Here is a 17,895-nt window from a genome sequence, read left to right on the forward strand (position 1 = left end):
GCTTGCGGACTTGATAAAGATTGAAAAATGATTCAAACGGTTATCAGGTATTTTTATGAATGAAACTGAGAGGAAAGCCCGCATCGCCCTGGTCATGCCGCGCCTGAGCCGTTACGGGGGCGCCGAAGGGTTTGCTTGGCGTCTTGCCGGTGCGCTTGCCGAGGCCGGGTATGATGTGGATTTTGTCTGTGCCCGCTGTGAGGTGGAGCCGCCTGCCGGTGTTCGTCCCGTGGTCGTGGGCCGGTACGGGGGCACGCGTGTCTTGAAGGTGCTCTGGTTCGCCTGGGCCTCGGACAGGATCTGCCGCAAAAACGGGTACGACCTGGTGTTCGGCCTGGGCAATACCGTACAACAGGATATCCTGCGCATCGGCGGCTGCCCCATCCGAACGTTCAATTCTCTTTCCCTCCGCGCCTGGCCCAAAGGTTTTTCCCGCTTCTTCAAGGCCTTCCGCAGGAAGATTTCCCCGGCCTCCAACGCCATCGCCCGTATAGATGCCCTGCGTATGGAGCAGAAGCCTCTGGTGGTGGCCGTCTCCCATTTCGTGCGTGACCTCATTGTGCGGCAGTATCCGGAACTGAGTCCTGAAGCCGTTCGGGTCATTTACAACAAGCCCGATCTGGAACGTTTTTCCCCACCCGACGCTGGGGAACGGCAGCGCCTTCGCGCGCAGGCGGGGCTGGAGCCGGATGATATTCTCATCACCACTGCGGGCACCAATTTCATGCTCAAGGGCATCCGCCCGCTGCTCTTTGCGCTGGCGTCTTTGCCTCCCCGGTTCAAACTGCATGTGGCCGGCGGGAGAAATCCCAAGGCCTTCCTGGCTTTGGCCAGGAAGCTGGGCGTCGCCGACCGTGTCCGTTTTCTGGGCAAGGTGGACGATATGCCGTCCTTTTATCGCACCGGTGATATCTTTATCCTGGCCTCCTTTTTCGATGCCTGCTCCAACGCCGTGCTCGAAGCCCTGGCCTGTGGCTGCAAGGTGCTTTCCAGCGGCATGAACGGCAGCGCCTATTTTTTACCGGAACGCTGGGTGTTTCCCGACCCCGGGGATGTGGAGGCCATTGTCGCCCATATCAAAAACGCAGCCCAGGAGTCGGCCCCTGAGCCGTTTGTCTGGCCCGATGAAATCGATTCGGGACTGGAGCCCTATCTCGTCCTTATCGAGGACCGCCTGAAAAGCGTGCAGGCAGAGTAGGGCAAATGGCGCGTTCCATTCTTTTCCTCACCTCTTCGGATACGTCCTCCCAAAGCCTTCGATTTCGTGTGGACCCACTTGTCTCATTTGGGGAGAAGCGGGGACTGAACGTGCGGCGGGTGGTGATTCCCGACAATTTCATGAACCGTTTGGCCTTTTTCCGATTTCTTCCCATGGCGGACATCTGCGTCTTGCACCGGGAGTTGCTGGCCGGTCGGGAATTGGCATGCCTTCGAAAAAAGTATCCTGTGCTGGCCTATGATTTCGACTGCGCCGTCTGGACGCTTCCTGCTTCGGAGCTGGACAGGCCCGGTGGCATGCAGCGGGCCGCGAAAAGGGCGGAGCGCTTTGGGCGGCAGTGCTCGATGGCGGATATCTGCATTGCCGGCAATATTTTTCTGGCCAGGAAGGCCGACGAGTTCAGCAGGCAGGTCAGCGTCCTCCCAACGGGGGTGGATACGGACGTTTATCTGCCCAGGCTGGCCACTGATGCGTCACGACCGCTGCATGTGGGGTGGGTCGGTTCAGCGGCAGCCATGGACAACGTGCGTGCGGTTTTGGGACGGCTGCAGAGCCTTGGAGGTCTTATTCAGTTTCAGGTTGTTTCCGACCAGCCCTATGCCGGACCATGCCAGGAATATGTCTTCTGGGAAAAACGGGAGCCTGCGCGGGCGGTGGGGCAGCTGCACGGCATGGACATAGGATTGTTGCCGTTGCCTGGAGATGAACATTCACAGGGTGATTGCGGGCTTACATTGCTGCAATTCATGTCCTGCGCCATGCCGCCTGTGGTTTCGTCCGTGGGCGTCTGTCGTGAAATCATCGACCATGGCATTGACGGTTTTCTGGTGGATGATCCCAATGAATGGGAGAAATACGTTATGCATCTTGTTGACGATCCCTCCCTGCGGGGGCGGATCGGCGAGGCGGGCCGGGAAAAATTATGTTCCAGGTATGATGTCGCGTCGATTGCGGAGCTATTATGGGAAGTTCTGGATGTTTAAAAGGCCGCCCTCTTGAGCGGCCTTTTTTATTGGTTGAGCAATTTGCGGAAGTAGGGGATGGTTTTTCCCAGGCCCTCTTCCAGTTGCACCTTGGGCTCCCAGCCGATAACGGACTTTGCCGTGGAGATATTCGGCTGCCGCTGCATGGGGTCATTTTCCGGCAGGGGCTTGAAGACGATCTTCGACTTTGAACCGATCAGCCGAATGACGGTTTCAGCCAGTTCCAATATGGTGAATTCATTGGGGTTTCCAAGGTTCATGGGGCCGGTGAAGTCGTCGGCGGTGTCCATGAGCCGCATAAGGCCTTCCACCAGATCGTCCACATAGCAGAAGCTTCTTGTCTGTTCGCCTTTTCCATAGACCGTGATGTCCTCGCCCCGGAGCGCCTGGATAATGAAGTTGGATACCACACGGCCGTCGTTCATGGCCATTCGCGGCCCATATGTGTTGAATATCCGCGCCACTTTGATGCGCAGCTTGTGCTGGCGGTGGTAGTCGAAGAACAGGGTTTCCGCGCAGCGTTTCCCCTCATCATAGCAGGCCCTTGGGCCGATGGGGTTCACGTTGCCCCAGTACGTTTCGACCTGGGGGTGGACTTCGGGGTCTCCATAGACCTCCGAGGTGGATGCCTGCAGGATTTTGGCCTTCACCCGTTTGGCCAGGCCGAGCATGTTGATGGCTCCATGGACCGAGGTCTTGGTGGTCTGCACCGGGTCGAACTGGTAGTGGATGGGGGACGCCGGACAGGCCAGGTTGAATATTTCATCCGCTTCCACATAGAGCGGGAAGGTGACGTCATGCCGCAGTATTTCGAACCTGGGGTTGTCATGCAGATGATAGATGTTTGCCTTGTTCCCGGTAAAGAAATTGTCCACGCACAGCACTTCGTCTCCCCTTGCGAGCAGACGGTCACAGAGATGCGATCCCAGGAATCCGCCGCCGCCGGTGACGAGAATAGTCTTGGTTTTCATACGCTTGGTTATGCAGCAAGCTGCATTATGCGTCAACAGGTTGATGGCGTTGTTGTTGATGCGTGTTTCGCATTTTAATGCATACCATGCTGTGAATTTAGCAGCTATGGGGACAATGTTCTGTTTCTTTGGTGGAAATATTTGTGGAAAGTTGTTTTTATGGATTGAATTTATTGACGATAAAATATGCAGTATATTCTTTCAGTGTTCCCGGGCATGCCATAATTCGGTCGAACCTCGGTTTTGTCCTGTGTACGGAAGATTGATAGGGGAGGCATGAATGGCAATCCTGAAAACAGGGATAGCCATATCATGGGGAGAGCAAGGAGAACGCATGTCGCCCACTGAATTGAAAGTGCTCGTTGTTGACGATTCCCAGGCCAATCTGGTCTTGATGGATCATCTCATTTCGCAGGAGGATTGCGTCGTTTATCAGGCCCGGAATGGACTTGAAGCGATTGAGCTTGTCAAACGCCATCAATTCGCCTTGATTCTTCTGGATATCCAGATGCCCGAACTCAATGGCTATGAAACGGCCTTGGCCATCAAGGATCTGGATAACGGCAGGCATGTCCCCATCATATTCATTACAGCTATTTTTCAGGACCAGGATAATGTCAAGCAGGGCTATGCCTCCGGAGCGGTCGACTACCTGTTTCGTCCCGTTGATGTGCAGACGCTCAAAAGCAAGGTTCAGATTTTTCTGCAGATGCATCAGCAGAAGGTCTTGCTGCAGCGGGAAATCGAGGAACGCACCCGGGCCCAGCAGGCGCTCCGGGAAGCCGAGGAAAAGTACCGAAGCATTTTCGAGCGTGCCGTGGAAGGGATATTCCAGTGCACGGTTGATGGCACCTTTCTCGAGGCCAATCCGGCCCTGTTGCATATCCTCGGTTACGAGTCCGTGGGGCAAGTGGTGGGCATTCCCGGGATCTCGAACATGATCATGTTCGACGGCGAGCAGCGTCAGCGCTATCTGAGCAATTTGCGCCGCGACGGATATGTTTCCAATTACGAGTACAAGGGCCGCAAACGCAACGGCGAAATCGTCTGGCTTTCCGAAAGTTCCCGGCTTGTTGAAGCCGCCGACGGAACGGAGATCGTGGAAGGGGTGGTGGAAGACATCACCCGTCGCAAGCGGCAGGAACAGGAATTGCGCCATTTGGCCACCATGGACAGCCTGACGGGCGTACCCAACCGGCATGTCTTTTTCGACAGGCTGGAGCATGCCGTGGAGTCGGCCAAGCGTTATGGAACGTTGCTGGCCGTGTTGTTTGTGGATCTCGACGAATTTAAGAAGGTAAACGATACCTATGGCCACAGCGCGGGCGACAAGCTGCTGCAGGCCGTGGCCGAACGCTGCCAGAAGCGGGTGCGCGCCGCCGATACCTTTGCCCGCATAGGAGGTGACGAGTTCGGCGTGCTTCTCGAGCGGGTGGAGGACGTGGACAATGTTTCCAGCGTGGCTCGGGAAATCCTGGATGCCGTGGGCAAGCCCTTTGCGGTGGACGATATGGAAATGGCCGTGGGGGCCACCATAGGCATCAGCCTGTACCCACAAGATGGTGAGGATGCTGTCAGCCTGCTGGCCAAGGCGGATTCGGCCATGTATTCATCCAAGAATAAGGGGCGGGAAAAATTCGCCTTTCATTCGTCCATATTACAGTAGTTGTTTTTTTGATCTTCAGAAAAAAGGGAAGCCCTTGGGGGCTTCCCTTTTTTGTTTAGAATGCGTCGTAGAGAATGTGCAGTCCGGCGGAGGCGATATCCTTGCAGCCGGTGAGCACCATGGACTGTTTGAGCTGGGCCATGATGGTTCCCAGGTACTTGACCACGCCGTCGCGGCCGCCTCCTATGGCTGCGTAGCAGAAGGGGCGGCCGATAAGCACACAGTCCGCCCCCAGGGCGACCATCTTGAGCACGTCAAAACCGTCGCGCACTCCGCCGTCCACCATGATGATGGCGCTGCCCTTGACCTCCTCGGCTACGTCGGTGAGCACTTCTGCCGTGCCCGGGGTGTGGTCCAGGACTCGTCCTCCGTGGTTGGAGATGACAATGGCGTCCGCTCCGGCCTCAGCGGCCCTGACAGCCTCTCTGGGATCCATGATGCCCTTGAGAATGAACTTGAGGCCCCGGTCATGAACCATGTCCGCCACTTCCTTGAGCTGCGCCGGGCTTTTGGGGGAGACCGGGCGGCCCATGAGGCGCAGGGTGATGAGTCCCGCCGCGTCGATGTCCATGCCTAGCACGGAGCATCCGGTCTTGGCGGCCATGTCGAGTTTCTCCTCGAATTCTCCGCCTTCCCAGGGCTTGATGAACGGAATGCCGTGGCCTTCGAATTTGGTAATGCCGTCAAAGGCGCTCTTGTAAATGAATTCGGGTACTCCGTCGCCCGTACAGCCGATGACGCCCGCGTCCTTGCAGCCGCCCAGGATCGCATCCACGTAATCCTGTTCCTCCATGCCGCCGCCCATGTTGAAGGAGACGCCGCCGATGGGGGCTGCCATGACGGGCATGGCCAGGTCCAACCCCAGCACATTAGAGGACGGATCGGGGTCGGTCACGTCGTGCAGGAGCCGCATGTTCAGAGTGACTTCCCGAAGGGCCGAGACGTTTCTCTTGAAGGCGTTGCCGGTGTTGATGCCGCCCATGCCGGGCACCTCGCCCGCGCAGGCCTTGCCGTCACAGACCGGACAGACCCGACAGAATCCCTTCATCAGTTTTCGTGCGTTGTCGCGAATTTCCTTCATGATTCTTTCCTCCGATGGTTAGAACAGGCTCCAGAGCATTTTGGAACCGACAATGAGCAAGAGAATGGCGAATATCCTTTTCAGCCGGTGTACGGGCAGGCTGTGAGCCAGCCGGACTCCCAGGGGGGCGGTCAGCATGCTCATGGAAACGATGCCCAGCAGGGCGGGCAGGTACACGTATCCCAGTGACCAGTCCGGCAGGTTGGCGGCGCTCCAGCCCGTGGTGATGAATCCCGCGGTGCCGGACAAGGCGATGGGCAGCCCTATGGCGGCCGCCGTCCCGATGGCCGTATGGATGGGGATGTTGCACCAGGCCATGAACGGCACGGAAAGCGTGCCGCCGCCGATGCCCACCAGGGCCGAGAACACGCCGATGCCGTTGCCCACGCCGAACATGGGCAGGGGGCCGGGGACGGTGCGGTTCGGCTTGGGCTTTTTGCCGGTGATCATCTGGTAGGCCACGAAGTAGAGGAAGACGCCGAAGAAGCCCTTGAGAAAGTTGGTGGGCAGGGCCGAGGCAATGCAGCTTCCCAGGAAGGTGCCGGTGAGGATGCCCAGGAATATCTTGCGGAAGATGTCCCAGCGCACGGCGCCTCTCTTGTTGTGGGCCAGGCAGCTGGAGATGGAGGTGAAGATGATGCTGGCCAGGGACGTGCCCAGTGCCAGGTGCATCATGACTTCGTGGGGAATCCCCTGGGCCGTGAAGCAGAAATAGAGGATGGGCACGATGACCAGTCCGCCGCCTATGCCGAGCAGGCCCGCCAGTATGCCCGCCAGTATGCCCATGAGCATGTAGGTCAGGAAAATCGTCAGCATGGTTCTTGTTCTCCTTCTGGGTGGAGGGCAATGCTCTCCATGTTTTTGATGTGGTTGGTCATGGTGAAGTAGGCCCCCAGCGGATTGCGGTTTTCCAGGGCTTCGATGATCTGCAGATGCCCCTCCACGGACGCTCCCTTGCGGCGGCCGGGGCGCATGAATTCGGACCGGGTGTCTTCGAGCAGGGTCTTGATAGTGTCCATGACCTTGAGCACTACCCCGTTTCCTGCCGCCTCGGCCAGCGTTTGATGAAAGAGTGCGTCGAGTTGTGCATCTGTTTCGCCAGCCGCTGCGGCGCGCCCCTGGTCCAAAACAATGGCTTTGAGTCGGTTCAGGGCGTCCGGGCTAATGCGTTCCGCTGCCAGGGACGCGATCTGCGGTTCCAGCAGCATGCGCAGTTCGAATATTTCGCGGATGCGTTGCTTCTGGGTCTGGATGGCCTCGGCCAGGTGGTCGCTCAGTTCGGTCTGGTCCGTGCTGCGGACATAGGTGCCGTCGCCCAGCCTGCTTTCCAGGATTCCTTTTTCCGCCAGGGCGCGGATGGCTTCCCGTACGCAGTTTCGAGAAACCGAGAACGTTTGCGCAAGACTCCTTTCCGGGGGGATTCGGTCCCCGGTGGAGAATTCGCCGTTTTCGATCATGCTTTTGATCCGGTCCACGATGACCTGATATTGATGTCGGGGCATTGGTACTACCTTTGTCGTTTTGCTTGAATTGGTCTGACCAATATTCCGTCTCAGCAGTAAATGCAAGGGGAAAACTGGTCAGCAGGCTGGGAATGGTTACATGATTAAGAACGGAAGGCGTGCTTCCGATCTTGGCGAGCAGTTGCAAAAGTATTGGGACTCGGTGTAGAAAATACCGATTTCAAGAGAGGTTATATCATGCATGAAACGAGTTTGGGCGGAACGCTTCGGGATTACCTGACCGGCGAGGAGGTGGAGGATACCACCTTCGAGGAGTTTCGCCAGGCATTGGCAAGGCTGCTGGTGGAGGAAAAAGGGTACCCCAAGGAGCGGATTCATCCCAAGGTCATGCTCACCTATGCGGTGGAAGGCCAGGAATTTGAACGGGCTCTGGATTTCGTGGTTTATGGCCCGGACGACAAGCCCATGCTCCTCATTTTATTCTGCATTGGCAGCGTGAGTTCCTATGTGCGGGAAACTCTCTGTGCGGCGAAATTACTGGATGGTGGTCCTGTGCCACTGGCTCTTACAACGGACACCAATGACGCGGTATTGCTGGAAGTCAAATCCGGAGAAAGCCTTCGGCAAGGCATGGCCGCCGTTCTAGAGTGGAGCGAGCTGCTAACCCTGGCCGAGCAGACTGCTGTTCCTGAACTGACTCTGGAACAGCGCGACAAGCTGACCCGTATCTTCCATGCGTACAGCGGCTTTTTGTTCAGCTGTTGTAATGGAGCCTGTCCAGCGGCCGGACCAAAGAAGGAGTGAGTCAGCCTTCGGACTGGAGGGAGATGCAGTCGCCGGGGCAGCAGGTCATGGCATCCCGGATGTCCTCTTCATCGGCTTTGTCCGTAATGAGAAACGGTCGGTCGCTCAGATCGTCCCAGCCGAAGATGTCCGGGTTCAACTCGATACAGCCCCTGCAACCGTTGCAGGCCATCGGTTCCAGGCTTACTTCCCGTAATTGCGTGGTCTTTGTGTTGTTCATATTTTGATAATAATAACTGTTGTTCAACAAGGCAAGCCGGGAGTGAGTTTTGGGAACAGGCGAGGATATTTTTGATTTCTTGAATCGATCCAAATGGTTGTCTGTAGCTGGGCCAGCGGCGATCTCCTTTCTTGCCGCCGGGGAATACAATGAAAACTACCTGGTTCATTCAAGCCAGGGGCAGTTTGTTTTTCGTATCAATCATGGCAGCCAGCTCGGACTGGACAACCAGATCCAATATGAATTTCAGGTTCTCGAGGCGGTCTACGGTTCGGGCGTGACCCCCCGGCCCCTGTACTGGTTGCTGGATCCGGAACAGGAAAGTCTCGGCGACGGCGTCATGCTCATGGAGTTCCTACCGGGCCGTCCGCTGGACTATGATCGGGATGCCGACGAGGCGGCCCGCATATTCGCCCGAGTCCATTCCCAGCCCGAGGATGCCCGGTTGCTGGTGCAGCGAAATCCGGTCCTGGACATCGCCCGGGAGAGCCGCGTGCTGATTGATCGTTATGCCTTGGACCATCCCCTGGAGAATCGGCGTTCCCTGTTGCTGGAATATCATGATCGTGTTCTGGGCTGGGGAGAGGAGGCCGAACGACTTTTTGCCGGGGAGCCTCTGGTGATCGTCAATACCGAGGTCAATTCCCACAATTTTCTTATAGATGACTCGGGGCCAGACAAGCGGGGGTATCTTGTCGATTGGGAAAAAGCCGTGGTTTCCTGCCGGTATCAGGATCTCGGTCATTTTCTGGTGCCCACCACGACACTCTGGAAGAGCGACAGACGATACTCCCAGCAGGAGAAAAAGGCCTTTCTCGAACAGTATCTGAGCGAGACTGGACTGGAATGTTGCATTGAGGAAATGGCTTATAAAACCGATATATTGGAGAATACAATACTCTTGCGGGCAATGGCCTGGTGCTTTATGGCTTTTTACGAGTACACTCGGGAAGACCGCGTTTTGAAGAACGAGTATACTTTCAAGAAAATAACGCAATACCTCAACGAGATGGAATGTTTTTTCGCGTAGACGGCCTGGTGAAATCCTTTGGGAGAGAAACGATTCTGGACCACATCGGTTTCGAGGTGGACCGTGGCGAGATCGTCTCCCTCATCGGGCCAAGCGGTGTGGGCAAGACCACCCTCCTGAACATCATCGCCGGACTGGAGAAGCCTGACTCCGGCTCCCTGCATTTCAGCGTGCCGCCCAGCAGGGAACATCCCGTGATCATGGTCTTTCAGGATTATGTCCTATTTCCCAACCTGACCGTTTTCGAGAATGTGGCCTTCGGCCTCCGGGTCCGCAAGATTTCGGGGAGTGATGTCCGAAAGCGGGTCATGGAGATTCTGTCCTATTTCCAATTGGCCGAAAAACAGGGCCTGTATCCCAACCAGCTTTCCGCCGGGCAGCGCCAGCGGGTGGCCATTGCCAGGGCCATGGTGGTCAATCCCGCCATGCTGCTTCTGGACGAGCCTTTTGCCAACCTGGACCGCAACCTCAAGATGCAGACGGCCGAATTCATCCGCGACACGCAAAAGGAATTCGGGGTGACCACCATCAGCGTGACGCATGACCTGGAAGAGGCCTTTGTCATGTCCGACCGTATCGGGCTGATCCTGGAAGGCCGACTGGTGCAGTACGACACGGCCGCAGAGGTCTATGGCAATCCCGCCACCATGGAGGCCGCCCGGTTCATGGGGCCCATGAATGTGGTTCGGTCCCGCCTGGTTGATCCCTCGCGGGCGGAATGTTTGCCAGACGAAGAGTTGTACCTCCGGCCCGAGGCCATGACTATGGTCAAGGAAGAGGGCGCTCCCGGTGTGGTGGTGGAGTCCTCGTTTGCCGGGCATTACACCAAATACCGGGTCCGGCTGGGAGAGGACGAGGTGGTGATCTTCGACAGGCAGGATGGGATCCGGCCCGGAGACAGGGTCCATGTCCGGCTGGCGGAGAATGCGGAGAACGGAGAGGGCTAGCATGAAACGGGTTTTGCCTTTCATCCTTTTGCTTTTGATGGTCGCCTGTTCCGATTCGGGCCCCGCGGAAAGGGACGATTGGCTGGCCAGGACCTATTCCGATATCGAGGACGCCGCCCGGGGAACCTCGGTCAGATTCGCCATGCCCGGGTCGTTTCCGTATGCCGACGTCTGGGTGGACAACTACGTGATTCCGTCCATGAAGCGTCAGTATGACATCTCGGTCGTTCGCGTGCCCATGCCCCCCGGGGAGTTGTCCCGCAGGCTTATTGATGAACGCAACCTGGGGAGGGAACCCGGAAGCGTGGATCTGGCCTGGATCAGGGGAGAGGATTTCAAACGGCTTCGGCAGGCAGGGGCTTTTTTCGGACCCATCGCGTCCCGGCTGCCCAATTTTCGAAAATACGTGAACCGGGAACTCGCCGCCGTGGACTTCGGGTTTGCCAACGACGGCTATGAAGTGCCGCTGGGCAAGGAACAGTTCGTGTTCGTTTATGACAGCGCACGGCTGGAGGATGTCCCCGGAACATTCGCCGAACTTCGCGAGTGGGTCAGGCGGAATCCCGGAAAGTTCACCTATCCGAGGCCACCCGATCCCGTTGGGTCGGCCTTTGTGCGTCAGCTGTTCAACGCCCTGGGCGGTGAGGGCAATGCGTTCTGCCGAGGATTCGACCGCGAGCAGTTCCTGAAGCATTCACCGGCTGTCTGGGAATATTTGAACGACATAAAACCGTTTCTCTGGCGGCAGGGCCGTGTCTATCCCGAAGGGGACGACCTAATGGAGCGGCTGTTCGTGGGGGGCGAAGTGTTCCTGAACATGACCTCGCAACCCCTTCGTGTGCGCAGTCGGGTGCTGGACGGTATCTATCCTCACTCGGTCCGTTCCTTTGCCATGCGCGACGGATCGCTGTTCAGCCTTCATTTCATGGCCGTTCCCTTCAATGCGTCCAACAAACCCGGGGCGCTGGTGCTGGCCAATTTTCTGATGTCGCCAGCGGCGCAGTATTCCAAGTTCGATCCCGACAACTGGGGTGATTATCCGGCCATCGACGTTTCCAGGCTGCCCGAAAGCATCCGGGAGAAATTCGCCGCCGTGTACCTGGGAAGATCCGTGGCGTCCCCGCACGAATTGGCCGTGGCCGCCGTGCCGGAAATTCCGGCCGAATACGGGGTCGCCCTGGACAAAGGATGGAAGGAACATGTCGCCCCTTAGGCAGCCGTCCTTGCCTACGCTGGTGAAGCTCTCGCCGTTATTGGCTCCCTTTGTGGCGCTTTTTCTGGGCGGTCTGGCCCTGGCCGTGGCCCAGTCCCTGGGGTTTTGGTTGCCTCTTCCCTACGAAGGCGGGCCTTTTGACGCCTATGCCCGGCTGCTCGATCCGTATCTGTTGCGTTCCGCCGGCCTGTCCCTGTATGTTGCCCTGGTCTCGGCCCTGTTTTCCGTGGCCGTCGGTTCGGTGCTGGCCTATGCAATATGGCGTTTGCCCCGGGCCCTGGAGCGCGCGGCAGTGGTCTACAAGGTCCCGCTCATTCTGCCGCCCATTGCCGTGGGATTCATCGTGCTCGTCTTCTGGAGCAACTCGGGTGTCATCAGCTCCGTGGGGTTCCATCTCGGACTGGTGGAACGTCCGGCCGATTTTCCGTCGGTGCTTTACGGGGGCTGCGGACTGGGCATGATTCTGGCCTATGTCTACAAGCAGGTGCCGTTCATGGTCATCCTGGGATACGCCGTGCTCAAGCGGGTCAGCCCGCAGCTGGTGGTCACGGCCAGGATGCTCGGGGCAGGGGAGGCATACACTTTTTTCCGCGTGGTGCTGCCGCATCTCGCCAAGGTCATGCACGTGGCCTTTATTATCCTGTTTTTATATGATTTCGGTGCATTCGACATACCTTTCCTGCTCGGAGAGAGCTCGCCCGGCATGCTCAGTGTGGAGGTCTTCAACCTCTACTTTCGGAGAGATCTTTCCAACCGGCCCACGGCAATGGCCATGCTGGTGTGCATGTTTCTGTTTTCGCTTCTTTTTATCGTGCTGTATACCAAGCTGGCCTCGCGCCTGGAAAACAGGGAGCGCAAGCTGTGATACCCCGCCTGTTTTACGCGTTCATTGCATTTGTGTCCCTGTTCCCGCTGGTGGTGATGGTGGGGTATGCGCTGGCTCCTGGGTGGACCTTCCCGGACCTGATTCCACAGCCCGTGGATGGCCGAGCCCTGGAGTATCTTCTGTCCCAGGCCGGTCCCGTGGCTCGGCACATGGGGGCTTCCGTGCTGTATTCTTTGCTCACCGTGTTGCTGACGCTGCTGTTTTGCCTTTCCCCGGCGCATCATTTCGCCCGCTGCGAATTTCGCGGCAAGGTGCTGCTGGAAGGGCTGCTGCTGGCTCCGGCCCTGGTGCCTGCCATGACCTTTTCCATGGGCGTGCATACCATGTTCATCCATCTGGGACTGGCCGACTCCTTTGTCGGGGTGGTGCTGGTGCTCTCCACATTCAGTTATCCCTACATGCTGCGGGCGCTCATTGCCGGGTTTCAGGCCGTGGGGCCGGAATACGAGCAGTGCGCCCGGAATCTCGGGGCCGGTTTCATGACCCGGCTGGTGCGCATTGAACTGCCGCTGTTGGTTCCCTCCATGGTGGCCGGCGGCTCCGTTGTCTTCCTGGTGGCCTTTTCCGAATATTTTTTGGTTTTCCTTATCGGCGGCGGCGCCGTGGATTCCTTTACCGGCTACCTGTTTCCGTACCTGGCCTCGTCGGACAGGAGCATGGGGGCCTTGCTCACGCTTCTGTTTCTGATCGTGCCCGTCGGGCTGTTCGTATTCATCGAACTGGCCGTATCCCGGGTCTACCGCAGGCGAGGTCTGTATTAGGCAACAAAAAAGGGGAAGCCTTTCGGCCTCCCCTGAAATGTCTTGCTGAATCCGGGCGCTAGACGTTGAACAGGAAGTGGATCACGTCGCCGTCCTTGACCACGTATTCCTTTCCTTCAACGCGAAGCACGCCTTCGGCCCGGCATTTGGTTTCCGAGCCATGCTGGACGTAATGGTCGTAGCCGATGACCTCGGCCCGGATAAAGCCGCGTTCGAAATCGGTGTGGATGACGCCCGCGGCCTGCGGGGCCTTGTCACCGTCGTGGATGGTCCAGGCGCGGACTTCCTTCACGCCTGCGGTGAAGTAGCTGATGAGTCCCAGAGAGTGGAAGCCCGTGCGGATGATCTTGTCCAGGCCCGCCTCGGTCACGCCGTAGGAGTCCAGGAATTCCTGGTACTCCTCGTCCTCGAGCCCCACCAGTTCCTCTTCCATCTTGGCGGAGATCTTGACGAATTCCGCGCCGCGCTCCTGAGCCAGTGCGCTCACCTGCTTCACGTAGTCGTTGTCCTCGGTGAGTCCTTCCTCGTCCACATTGGCGCAGTAGATGATGTTCTTGGCCGTGATGAAGCGCAGTTCGTCGATGACGGCGGCCACGTGCTTGTCGTCGAGATTCGGGAAGGAGGAGACCAGGTTGCCCTCGTTCATGTGCGCCAGGAGTTTTTCGGCTGCATCGATTTTCGGGGCCAGGGTCTTGTCGCCCTTGAGCTGCTTTTTCATGCGCTCCAGACGGTTGTCCAGGATTTGGACATCGGCCAGAACCAGCTCGGTTTCAATGACCTCGATGTCGCGCAGGGGATCCACGGAATTGGACACGTGAATCACGTCGTCGTCGTCAAAGCAGCGGACCACGTGCAGGATGGCCTGGGTTTCCCGGATGTTGGCCAGGAACTTGTTGCCCAATCCTTCGCCCTTGCTCGCGCCCGCCACCAGGCCCGCGATATCCACGAAATCCACGGTGGAATGCTGCACGCGCTGCGGGTTGACCAGTTCGGCCAGCTTCTCGATGCGCTTGTCGGGCACAGGCACCACGGCCTTGTTGGGCTCGATGGTGCAGAAGGCGTAGTTGGCGCTTTCCGCGTTCTGCGCCTTGGTCAGGGCGTTGAAAAGAGTTGATTTGCCGACGTTGGGAAGGCCGACGATACCTATGCTCAAGGACATTTTCGTTCTCCTGGAAATATTGAAATATGGCGGACCGGCCGCCACAGGGCGATTCTCTCTACAATGCTTCAGAGCGGGTTGCAAGCCCCGGATTCGTCGAAACCGAGGCGGGCCGCCGCACAAGGCGTTTTCCTTGTCCAGGAAGAAGGAAAACAGCGTTTTTGGGCCTTGCTTTTTGGGCCGTCGGATTGTAGCAATTTTCCTTGGGCCCCAAGGCCGGACAAAGCTGCCATTCCTGCTTCGAACTCAGAGATTATCCAAAACCACGCATGAAGAACATCTATCTCATTGGGCCGCGCGCAAGCGGCAAGACAACGGTCGGCAAGGCGCTGGCCAGCACTCTGGACCGGCCATTCGTGGATACGGACCAGGCTTTTGTAGAGCAATTTGATCAGCAGATCGCGGATTGCGTGAAGAATGACGGCTGGGACGTCTTCCGCAAGCGCGAATCCGATATACTCAGGACCCTTTCCGGCAAGGGCGGTATGGTGGTGGCCTGCGGCGGCGGTATAGTGCTGCGGGACGCCAACCGGCAGATTCTTTCAAGGGGGATTACGATCTACCTGCTGGCCGACCCCGAGGTTCTGGCCGGGCGGCTGGCCAAGGATCCCATCGAAGCCCAGCGTCCTTCTCTGACGGGCAAATCCATCACCGACGAGGTGCAGGAAGTGCTTTCCATGCGCGATCCCATGTATCGCGAGTGCGCCCATGTTGTTCTTCACCAGAAAGGGGTGGACGCCATGGTGCGCGAAATAGCCGATACCGTTGCCAGAATAGGCGAAAATTCTTGACTTTAGCCTTGCTCTCCATGCTACATTGAACTTTAGGATCCGAAGCTGTGGGCTTCGGGTTTCCATTGATTTACATGTATTTGGAAGGAGCATTGAATGAGTCTCACGGAACGACTGCTCGCGGCGGATGAAAGGCTTGAGAGGCTGGCTGCCGCTCCCCAGGACGGTCCCCGGATCCTGTTTTTCAGCGGAGGGACCGCCTTGCGGGAAGCATGCGCGGAACTGATCAAATACACCTGGAATTCCGTTCATATAGTTACTCCCTTCGATTCCGGCGGCAGCTCTGCCGAACTGCGGCGAGAATTCGACATGCCCGCGGTGGGAGACGCGCGCAACCGCATTCTCGCCCTGGCCGATCCGAAGGAAACGCAGGCCTTTGCAGCTGCTGAATTCCTGGCATCCCGGCTCCCGCGCGAAGGCGGAAACGAAGCGCTGCGCGAACTGGCGACACAGATCGCTCGAGGCGCCCATCCTGGCATGAGCGGCCTTTCCGAGAGTACTGCGGCAGTGATCAAGGATTCCATGACCCTGTTCCTGGATTCCTGCTCCGAGAGGTTTAATTTTTCGGGGGCCAGCATCGGCAACATGGTGCTGACCGCCATGTACCTTCGGCATGAACGGGCAACGGCCCCGGCCATTGACGAATTCAGCGCCCTGGTTGCCGCGCGCGGCACCGTGCGTATGGTTCTGGATGCTCCCCTGGATCTCAAGGTCCATCTGGAGGATGGAAAAACCGTTGTGGGCCAGCACCGGATAACCGGAAAGACCGAGGCCCCCATTTCCTCTCGGGTCAGCCACCTCCGCCTACACCGCGACGGCGTGACCGTGGCCCGGAGGGAGACCCGCATTGAAGGGGAGGTTCGTGCATTGATTACGGACGCGGACATGATCTGTTATCCGGTGGGCAGTTTCTTTTCCAGCATCGTGGCCAACCTGCTGCCCGGCGGCGTGCCGGATTCCGTGGCCGCCAATGCCTGTCCCAAGGTGTTCGTGCCCAACCTCGGCCTGGATCCCGAACTGGTGGGCATGAGCCTGACCGATCAGGTGAACGCTCTTATCGAGTATTTACGCAACGGGGCCATTGTCCGTGCGGGGGGCACCTATCTTGACGGCGTGATCATCGATCCCGAGGCCCATTATCCGGGCGACGTGGATTGTGCGTATCTCGAATCCCTGGGCCTGGAGATAGTGGAAGCGCCGCTTTTGGACCGGGAACAGGGATTGGTGGCGGCAGTGCCCCTGATTCGAACCCTTATGGCGATTTCCTGCTGATTCGAGGAGTTGCCCTTCCCGCCCCAGGGGAGTAAACCACGGTTATGCGCATCAAGTTGTTTTCTCCATTTTGGATGCCGGTCTGGTTTTTTGCCGGCGCCATCCTTGCTGGCGCGTCGCTTCTGGCATTTGATCCCGGCCTTGCCGAGCAGAATCTGTCCTGGATTGACGCGGTGTTTACCGCAACCTCGGCCATGTGTGTCACCGGACTTGTGGTGGTGGATACGGGCTCGGCCTTTTCCCATTTCGGGCAGATGGTCATTCTGGTGCTTATCCAGCTCGGCGGTTTGGGCATCATGACCTTTACCAGCCTGGCCATGTATCTCATGGGACGGCACGTAAGCCTTTCCGACAGGATCTCGGTGGGGCAGAGCCTGCTGCACGATCCCCGGTTCAGCCTCAGGAATTTTCTGTTCCGGGTCATTTGCATCACCTTCGGTATCGAGCTCGTCGGAGCAATGCTGCTCTGGTTGGTCGATCCCCAAGGCTTTCATCCCTATTCGGCGCTGTTCCACTCCATTTCGGCCTTCTGCAACGCGGGCTTTTCGCTTTATGCCGACAGCCTCAGCGCTTGGCATTCCAACTGGAGCATCAATTTCATTTTCATGGCCCTGATCACATTGGGGGGCCTCGGGTTCTATGTGCTCAACGAATGTGGCGGACTTCTGACCCACGAGGTGCGGGCTCGGCTAAGCGGCAAAAGGGGAGAGCGGCCGTCCCTGAGCTGGCACAGCTCCGTGGTGCTGCGAACCTCCGTCCTTTTGTCTCTGGGGGGCGCTGCGGCCATTTTTACGGCCGAGCTGTTTGGGGGCGAGTCCTTCGGCATATGGCACGAAGAGTTGCTGTCGGCCCTGTTCCAGTCCGTGACCTGCCGTACCGCCGGGTTCAACACGGTGGACATTGCCCACATGACCAACGTTTCCCTGGTTTTCATGCTTTTCCTCATGCTGGTTGGCGGTTCCCCTGGTTCCTGTGCGGGCGGCATCAAGACCACCACGCTGCGGGCGGTCTGGGGATTCATCTGCGCCCAGTTCGCTGGCAGGCAGCAGACGGTCATCGGCAAGAAGGCCCTGGCTTCGTCGTCCATGAACAAGGCGTTCACCCTGCTGGTTTTCGCCGGTTTCATCGTGGCGGGCGGCGCCATCATCCTCAATATATCCGAAGGCGGCGACGTGCCGCATATTCAGGCCAGGGGTAATTTCCTGGAAATTCTGTTCGAAGTCATTTCCGCTTACGGTACCGTGGGGCTTTCCACGGGAATGACCGGCAAGCTGACCTCATTGGGCAAGGTGGTCGTCATCATGCTCATGTTCATCGGCAGGCTCGGTCCGATCTGGTTGCTTTCCGCCCTGCAAAGCTGGCAGGTGGAGCAACGGTTCAGGTATCCCGAACGGGATTTGCCGCTCGGGTAAGCGTTCAAGGAGAATGG

At 58.0% G+C, this 17,895-nt stretch carries 18 protein-coding genes; 12 read left to right on the top strand and 6 right to left on the bottom strand.

The window, feature by feature from the left end:
* The first annotated feature begins 55 nt into the window (after positions 1–55).
* A complete protein-coding gene (locus tag FGL65_RS10285; protein ID WP_147821118.1) occupies positions 56–1,198 on the top strand; it encodes a glycosyltransferase family 4 protein in 1,143 nt (380 codons plus the stop codon).
* 5 nt (positions 1,199–1,203) lie between these two features.
* Positions 1,204–2,202, top strand: coding sequence for a glycosyltransferase family 4 protein (locus tag FGL65_RS10290; protein ID WP_147821119.1), 999 nt, complete (start codon positions 1,204–1,206; stop codon positions 2,200–2,202).
* A 26-nt stretch (positions 2,203–2,228) separates the two neighbouring features.
* Here the strand turns inward: FGL65_RS10290 and FGL65_RS10295 are convergent, their stop codons facing one another.
* Positions 2,229–3,173 carry a UDP-glucuronic acid decarboxylase family protein gene (locus FGL65_RS10295; RefSeq protein WP_147821120.1) on the bottom strand — a complete coding sequence of 315 codons (945 nt, stop codon included), beginning with the start codon at positions 3,171–3,173 and terminating at the stop codon, positions 2,229–2,231.
* Between the two features lie 334 nt (positions 3,174–3,507).
* On the opposite strand from FGL65_RS10295, the gene FGL65_RS10300 reads away from it, so the two are divergent.
* Positions 3,508–4,839 (top strand): GGDEF domain-containing response regulator, encoded by a 1,332-nt coding sequence (locus FGL65_RS10300; protein WP_147821121.1) that lies wholly within the window; start codon positions 3,508–3,510, stop codon positions 4,837–4,839.
* A gap of 55 nt (positions 4,840–4,894) precedes the next feature.
* On the opposite strand, the gene FGL65_RS10305 is transcribed toward FGL65_RS10300, so the two are convergent.
* The 3 genes from FGL65_RS10305 to FGL65_RS10315 are packed head-to-tail and all read right to left on the bottom strand — an operon-like array spanning position 4,895 to position 7,422.
* Complete coding sequence (locus FGL65_RS10305) at positions 4,895–5,920, bottom strand: alpha-hydroxy-acid oxidizing protein (protein WP_147821122.1); 1,026 nt, start codon at positions 5,918–5,920, stop codon at positions 4,895–4,897.
* An 18-nt stretch (positions 5,921–5,938) separates the two neighbouring features.
* On the bottom strand, positions 5,939–6,736 hold the full coding sequence (locus tag FGL65_RS10310) for a sulfite exporter TauE/SafE family protein (protein WP_147821123.1): 798 nt from the start codon (positions 6,734–6,736) through the stop codon (positions 5,939–5,941).
* Positions 6,730–7,422, bottom strand: coding sequence for a FadR/GntR family transcriptional regulator (locus tag FGL65_RS10315; protein ID WP_147821124.1), 693 nt, complete (start codon positions 7,420–7,422; stop codon positions 6,730–6,732). Before FGL65_RS10315 ends, FGL65_RS10310 begins: the two co-directional genes overlap by 7 nt.
* Before the next feature lie 198 nt (positions 7,423–7,620).
* On the opposite strand from FGL65_RS10315, the gene FGL65_RS10320 reads away from it, so the two are divergent.
* Entirely contained in the window at positions 7,621–8,187 is a 567-nt protein-coding gene (locus tag FGL65_RS10320) for a type I restriction enzyme HsdR N-terminal domain-containing protein (protein WP_147821125.1), read from the top strand.
* 1 nt (position 8,188) lies between these two features.
* Here the strand turns inward: FGL65_RS10320 and FGL65_RS10325 are convergent, their stop codons facing one another.
* Positions 8,189–8,407 carry a ferredoxin gene (locus tag FGL65_RS10325; RefSeq protein ID WP_147821126.1) on the bottom strand — a complete coding sequence of 73 codons (219 nt, stop codon included), beginning with the start codon at positions 8,405–8,407 and terminating at the stop codon, positions 8,189–8,191.
* A 79-nt stretch (positions 8,408–8,486) separates the two neighbouring features.
* On the opposite strand from FGL65_RS10325, the gene FGL65_RS10330 reads away from it, so the two are divergent.
* From FGL65_RS10330 to FGL65_RS10350, 5 genes are read left to right on the top strand one after another with little or no spacing between them, the layout of a single operon-like run.
* Positions 8,487–9,437, top strand: a complete 951-nt coding sequence (locus FGL65_RS10330) for an aminoglycoside phosphotransferase family protein (protein WP_250645454.1) — start codon at positions 8,487–8,489, stop codon at positions 9,435–9,437.
* Complete coding sequence (locus FGL65_RS10335) at positions 9,422–10,384, top strand: ABC transporter ATP-binding protein (protein ID WP_147821128.1); 963 nt, start codon at positions 9,422–9,424, stop codon at positions 10,382–10,384. Before FGL65_RS10330 ends, FGL65_RS10335 begins: the two co-directional genes overlap by 16 nt.
* A 1-nt stretch (position 10,385) precedes the next feature.
* The gene (locus FGL65_RS10340; protein ID WP_187170351.1) at positions 10,386–11,597 is read left to right on the top strand and encodes an ABC transporter substrate-binding protein; all 1,212 of its coding nucleotides are present in this window, start codon (positions 10,386–10,388) and stop codon (positions 11,595–11,597) included.
* Complete coding sequence (locus FGL65_RS10345; RefSeq protein ID WP_147821130.1) at positions 11,584–12,462, top strand: ABC transporter permease; 879 nt, start codon at positions 11,584–11,586, stop codon at positions 12,460–12,462. The genes FGL65_RS10340 and FGL65_RS10345 overlap by 14 nt, the downstream gene beginning before the upstream one ends.
* Entirely contained in the window at positions 12,459–13,244 is a 786-nt protein-coding gene (locus FGL65_RS10350) for an ABC transporter permease (RefSeq protein WP_348981241.1), read from the top strand. The genes FGL65_RS10345 and FGL65_RS10350 overlap by 4 nt, the downstream gene beginning before the upstream one ends.
* Before the next feature lie 58 nt (positions 13,245–13,302).
* On the opposite strand, the gene ychF is transcribed toward FGL65_RS10350, so the two are convergent.
* On the bottom strand, positions 13,303–14,403 hold the full coding sequence (ychF, locus tag FGL65_RS10355; protein ID WP_147821131.1) for a redox-regulated ATPase YchF: 1,101 nt from the start codon (positions 14,401–14,403) through the stop codon (positions 13,303–13,305).
* Positions 14,404–14,672: 269 nt separating this feature from the next.
* Here ychF and aroL point away from each other — a divergent pair, with 269 nt between their 5' ends.
* The 3 genes from aroL (at position 14,673) to FGL65_RS10370 (ending at position 17,878) form a co-directional block, all read left to right on the top strand.
* Entirely contained in the window at positions 14,673–15,194 is a 522-nt protein-coding gene (aroL, locus tag FGL65_RS10360; protein WP_147821132.1) for a shikimate kinase AroL, read from the top strand.
* 96 nt (positions 15,195–15,290) lie between these two features.
* Complete coding sequence (locus FGL65_RS10365; protein ID WP_147821133.1) at positions 15,291–16,466, top strand: GAK system CofD-like protein; 1,176 nt, start codon at positions 15,291–15,293, stop codon at positions 16,464–16,466.
* A gap of 44 nt (positions 16,467–16,510) precedes the next feature.
* Positions 16,511–17,878: a TrkH family potassium uptake protein gene (locus tag FGL65_RS10370; RefSeq protein ID WP_147821134.1), complete on the top strand. Its 1,368-nt coding sequence runs from the start codon at positions 16,511–16,513 to the stop codon at positions 17,876–17,878.
* The last annotated feature ends 17 nt before the right edge of the window (positions 17,879–17,895 follow it).

The sequence above is a fragment of the Salidesulfovibrio onnuriiensis genome, assembly GCF_008001235.1.
In the GTDB taxonomy this organism is placed as follows: domain Bacteria; phylum Desulfobacterota; class Desulfovibrionia; order Desulfovibrionales; family Desulfovibrionaceae; genus Pseudodesulfovibrio; species Pseudodesulfovibrio onnuriiensis.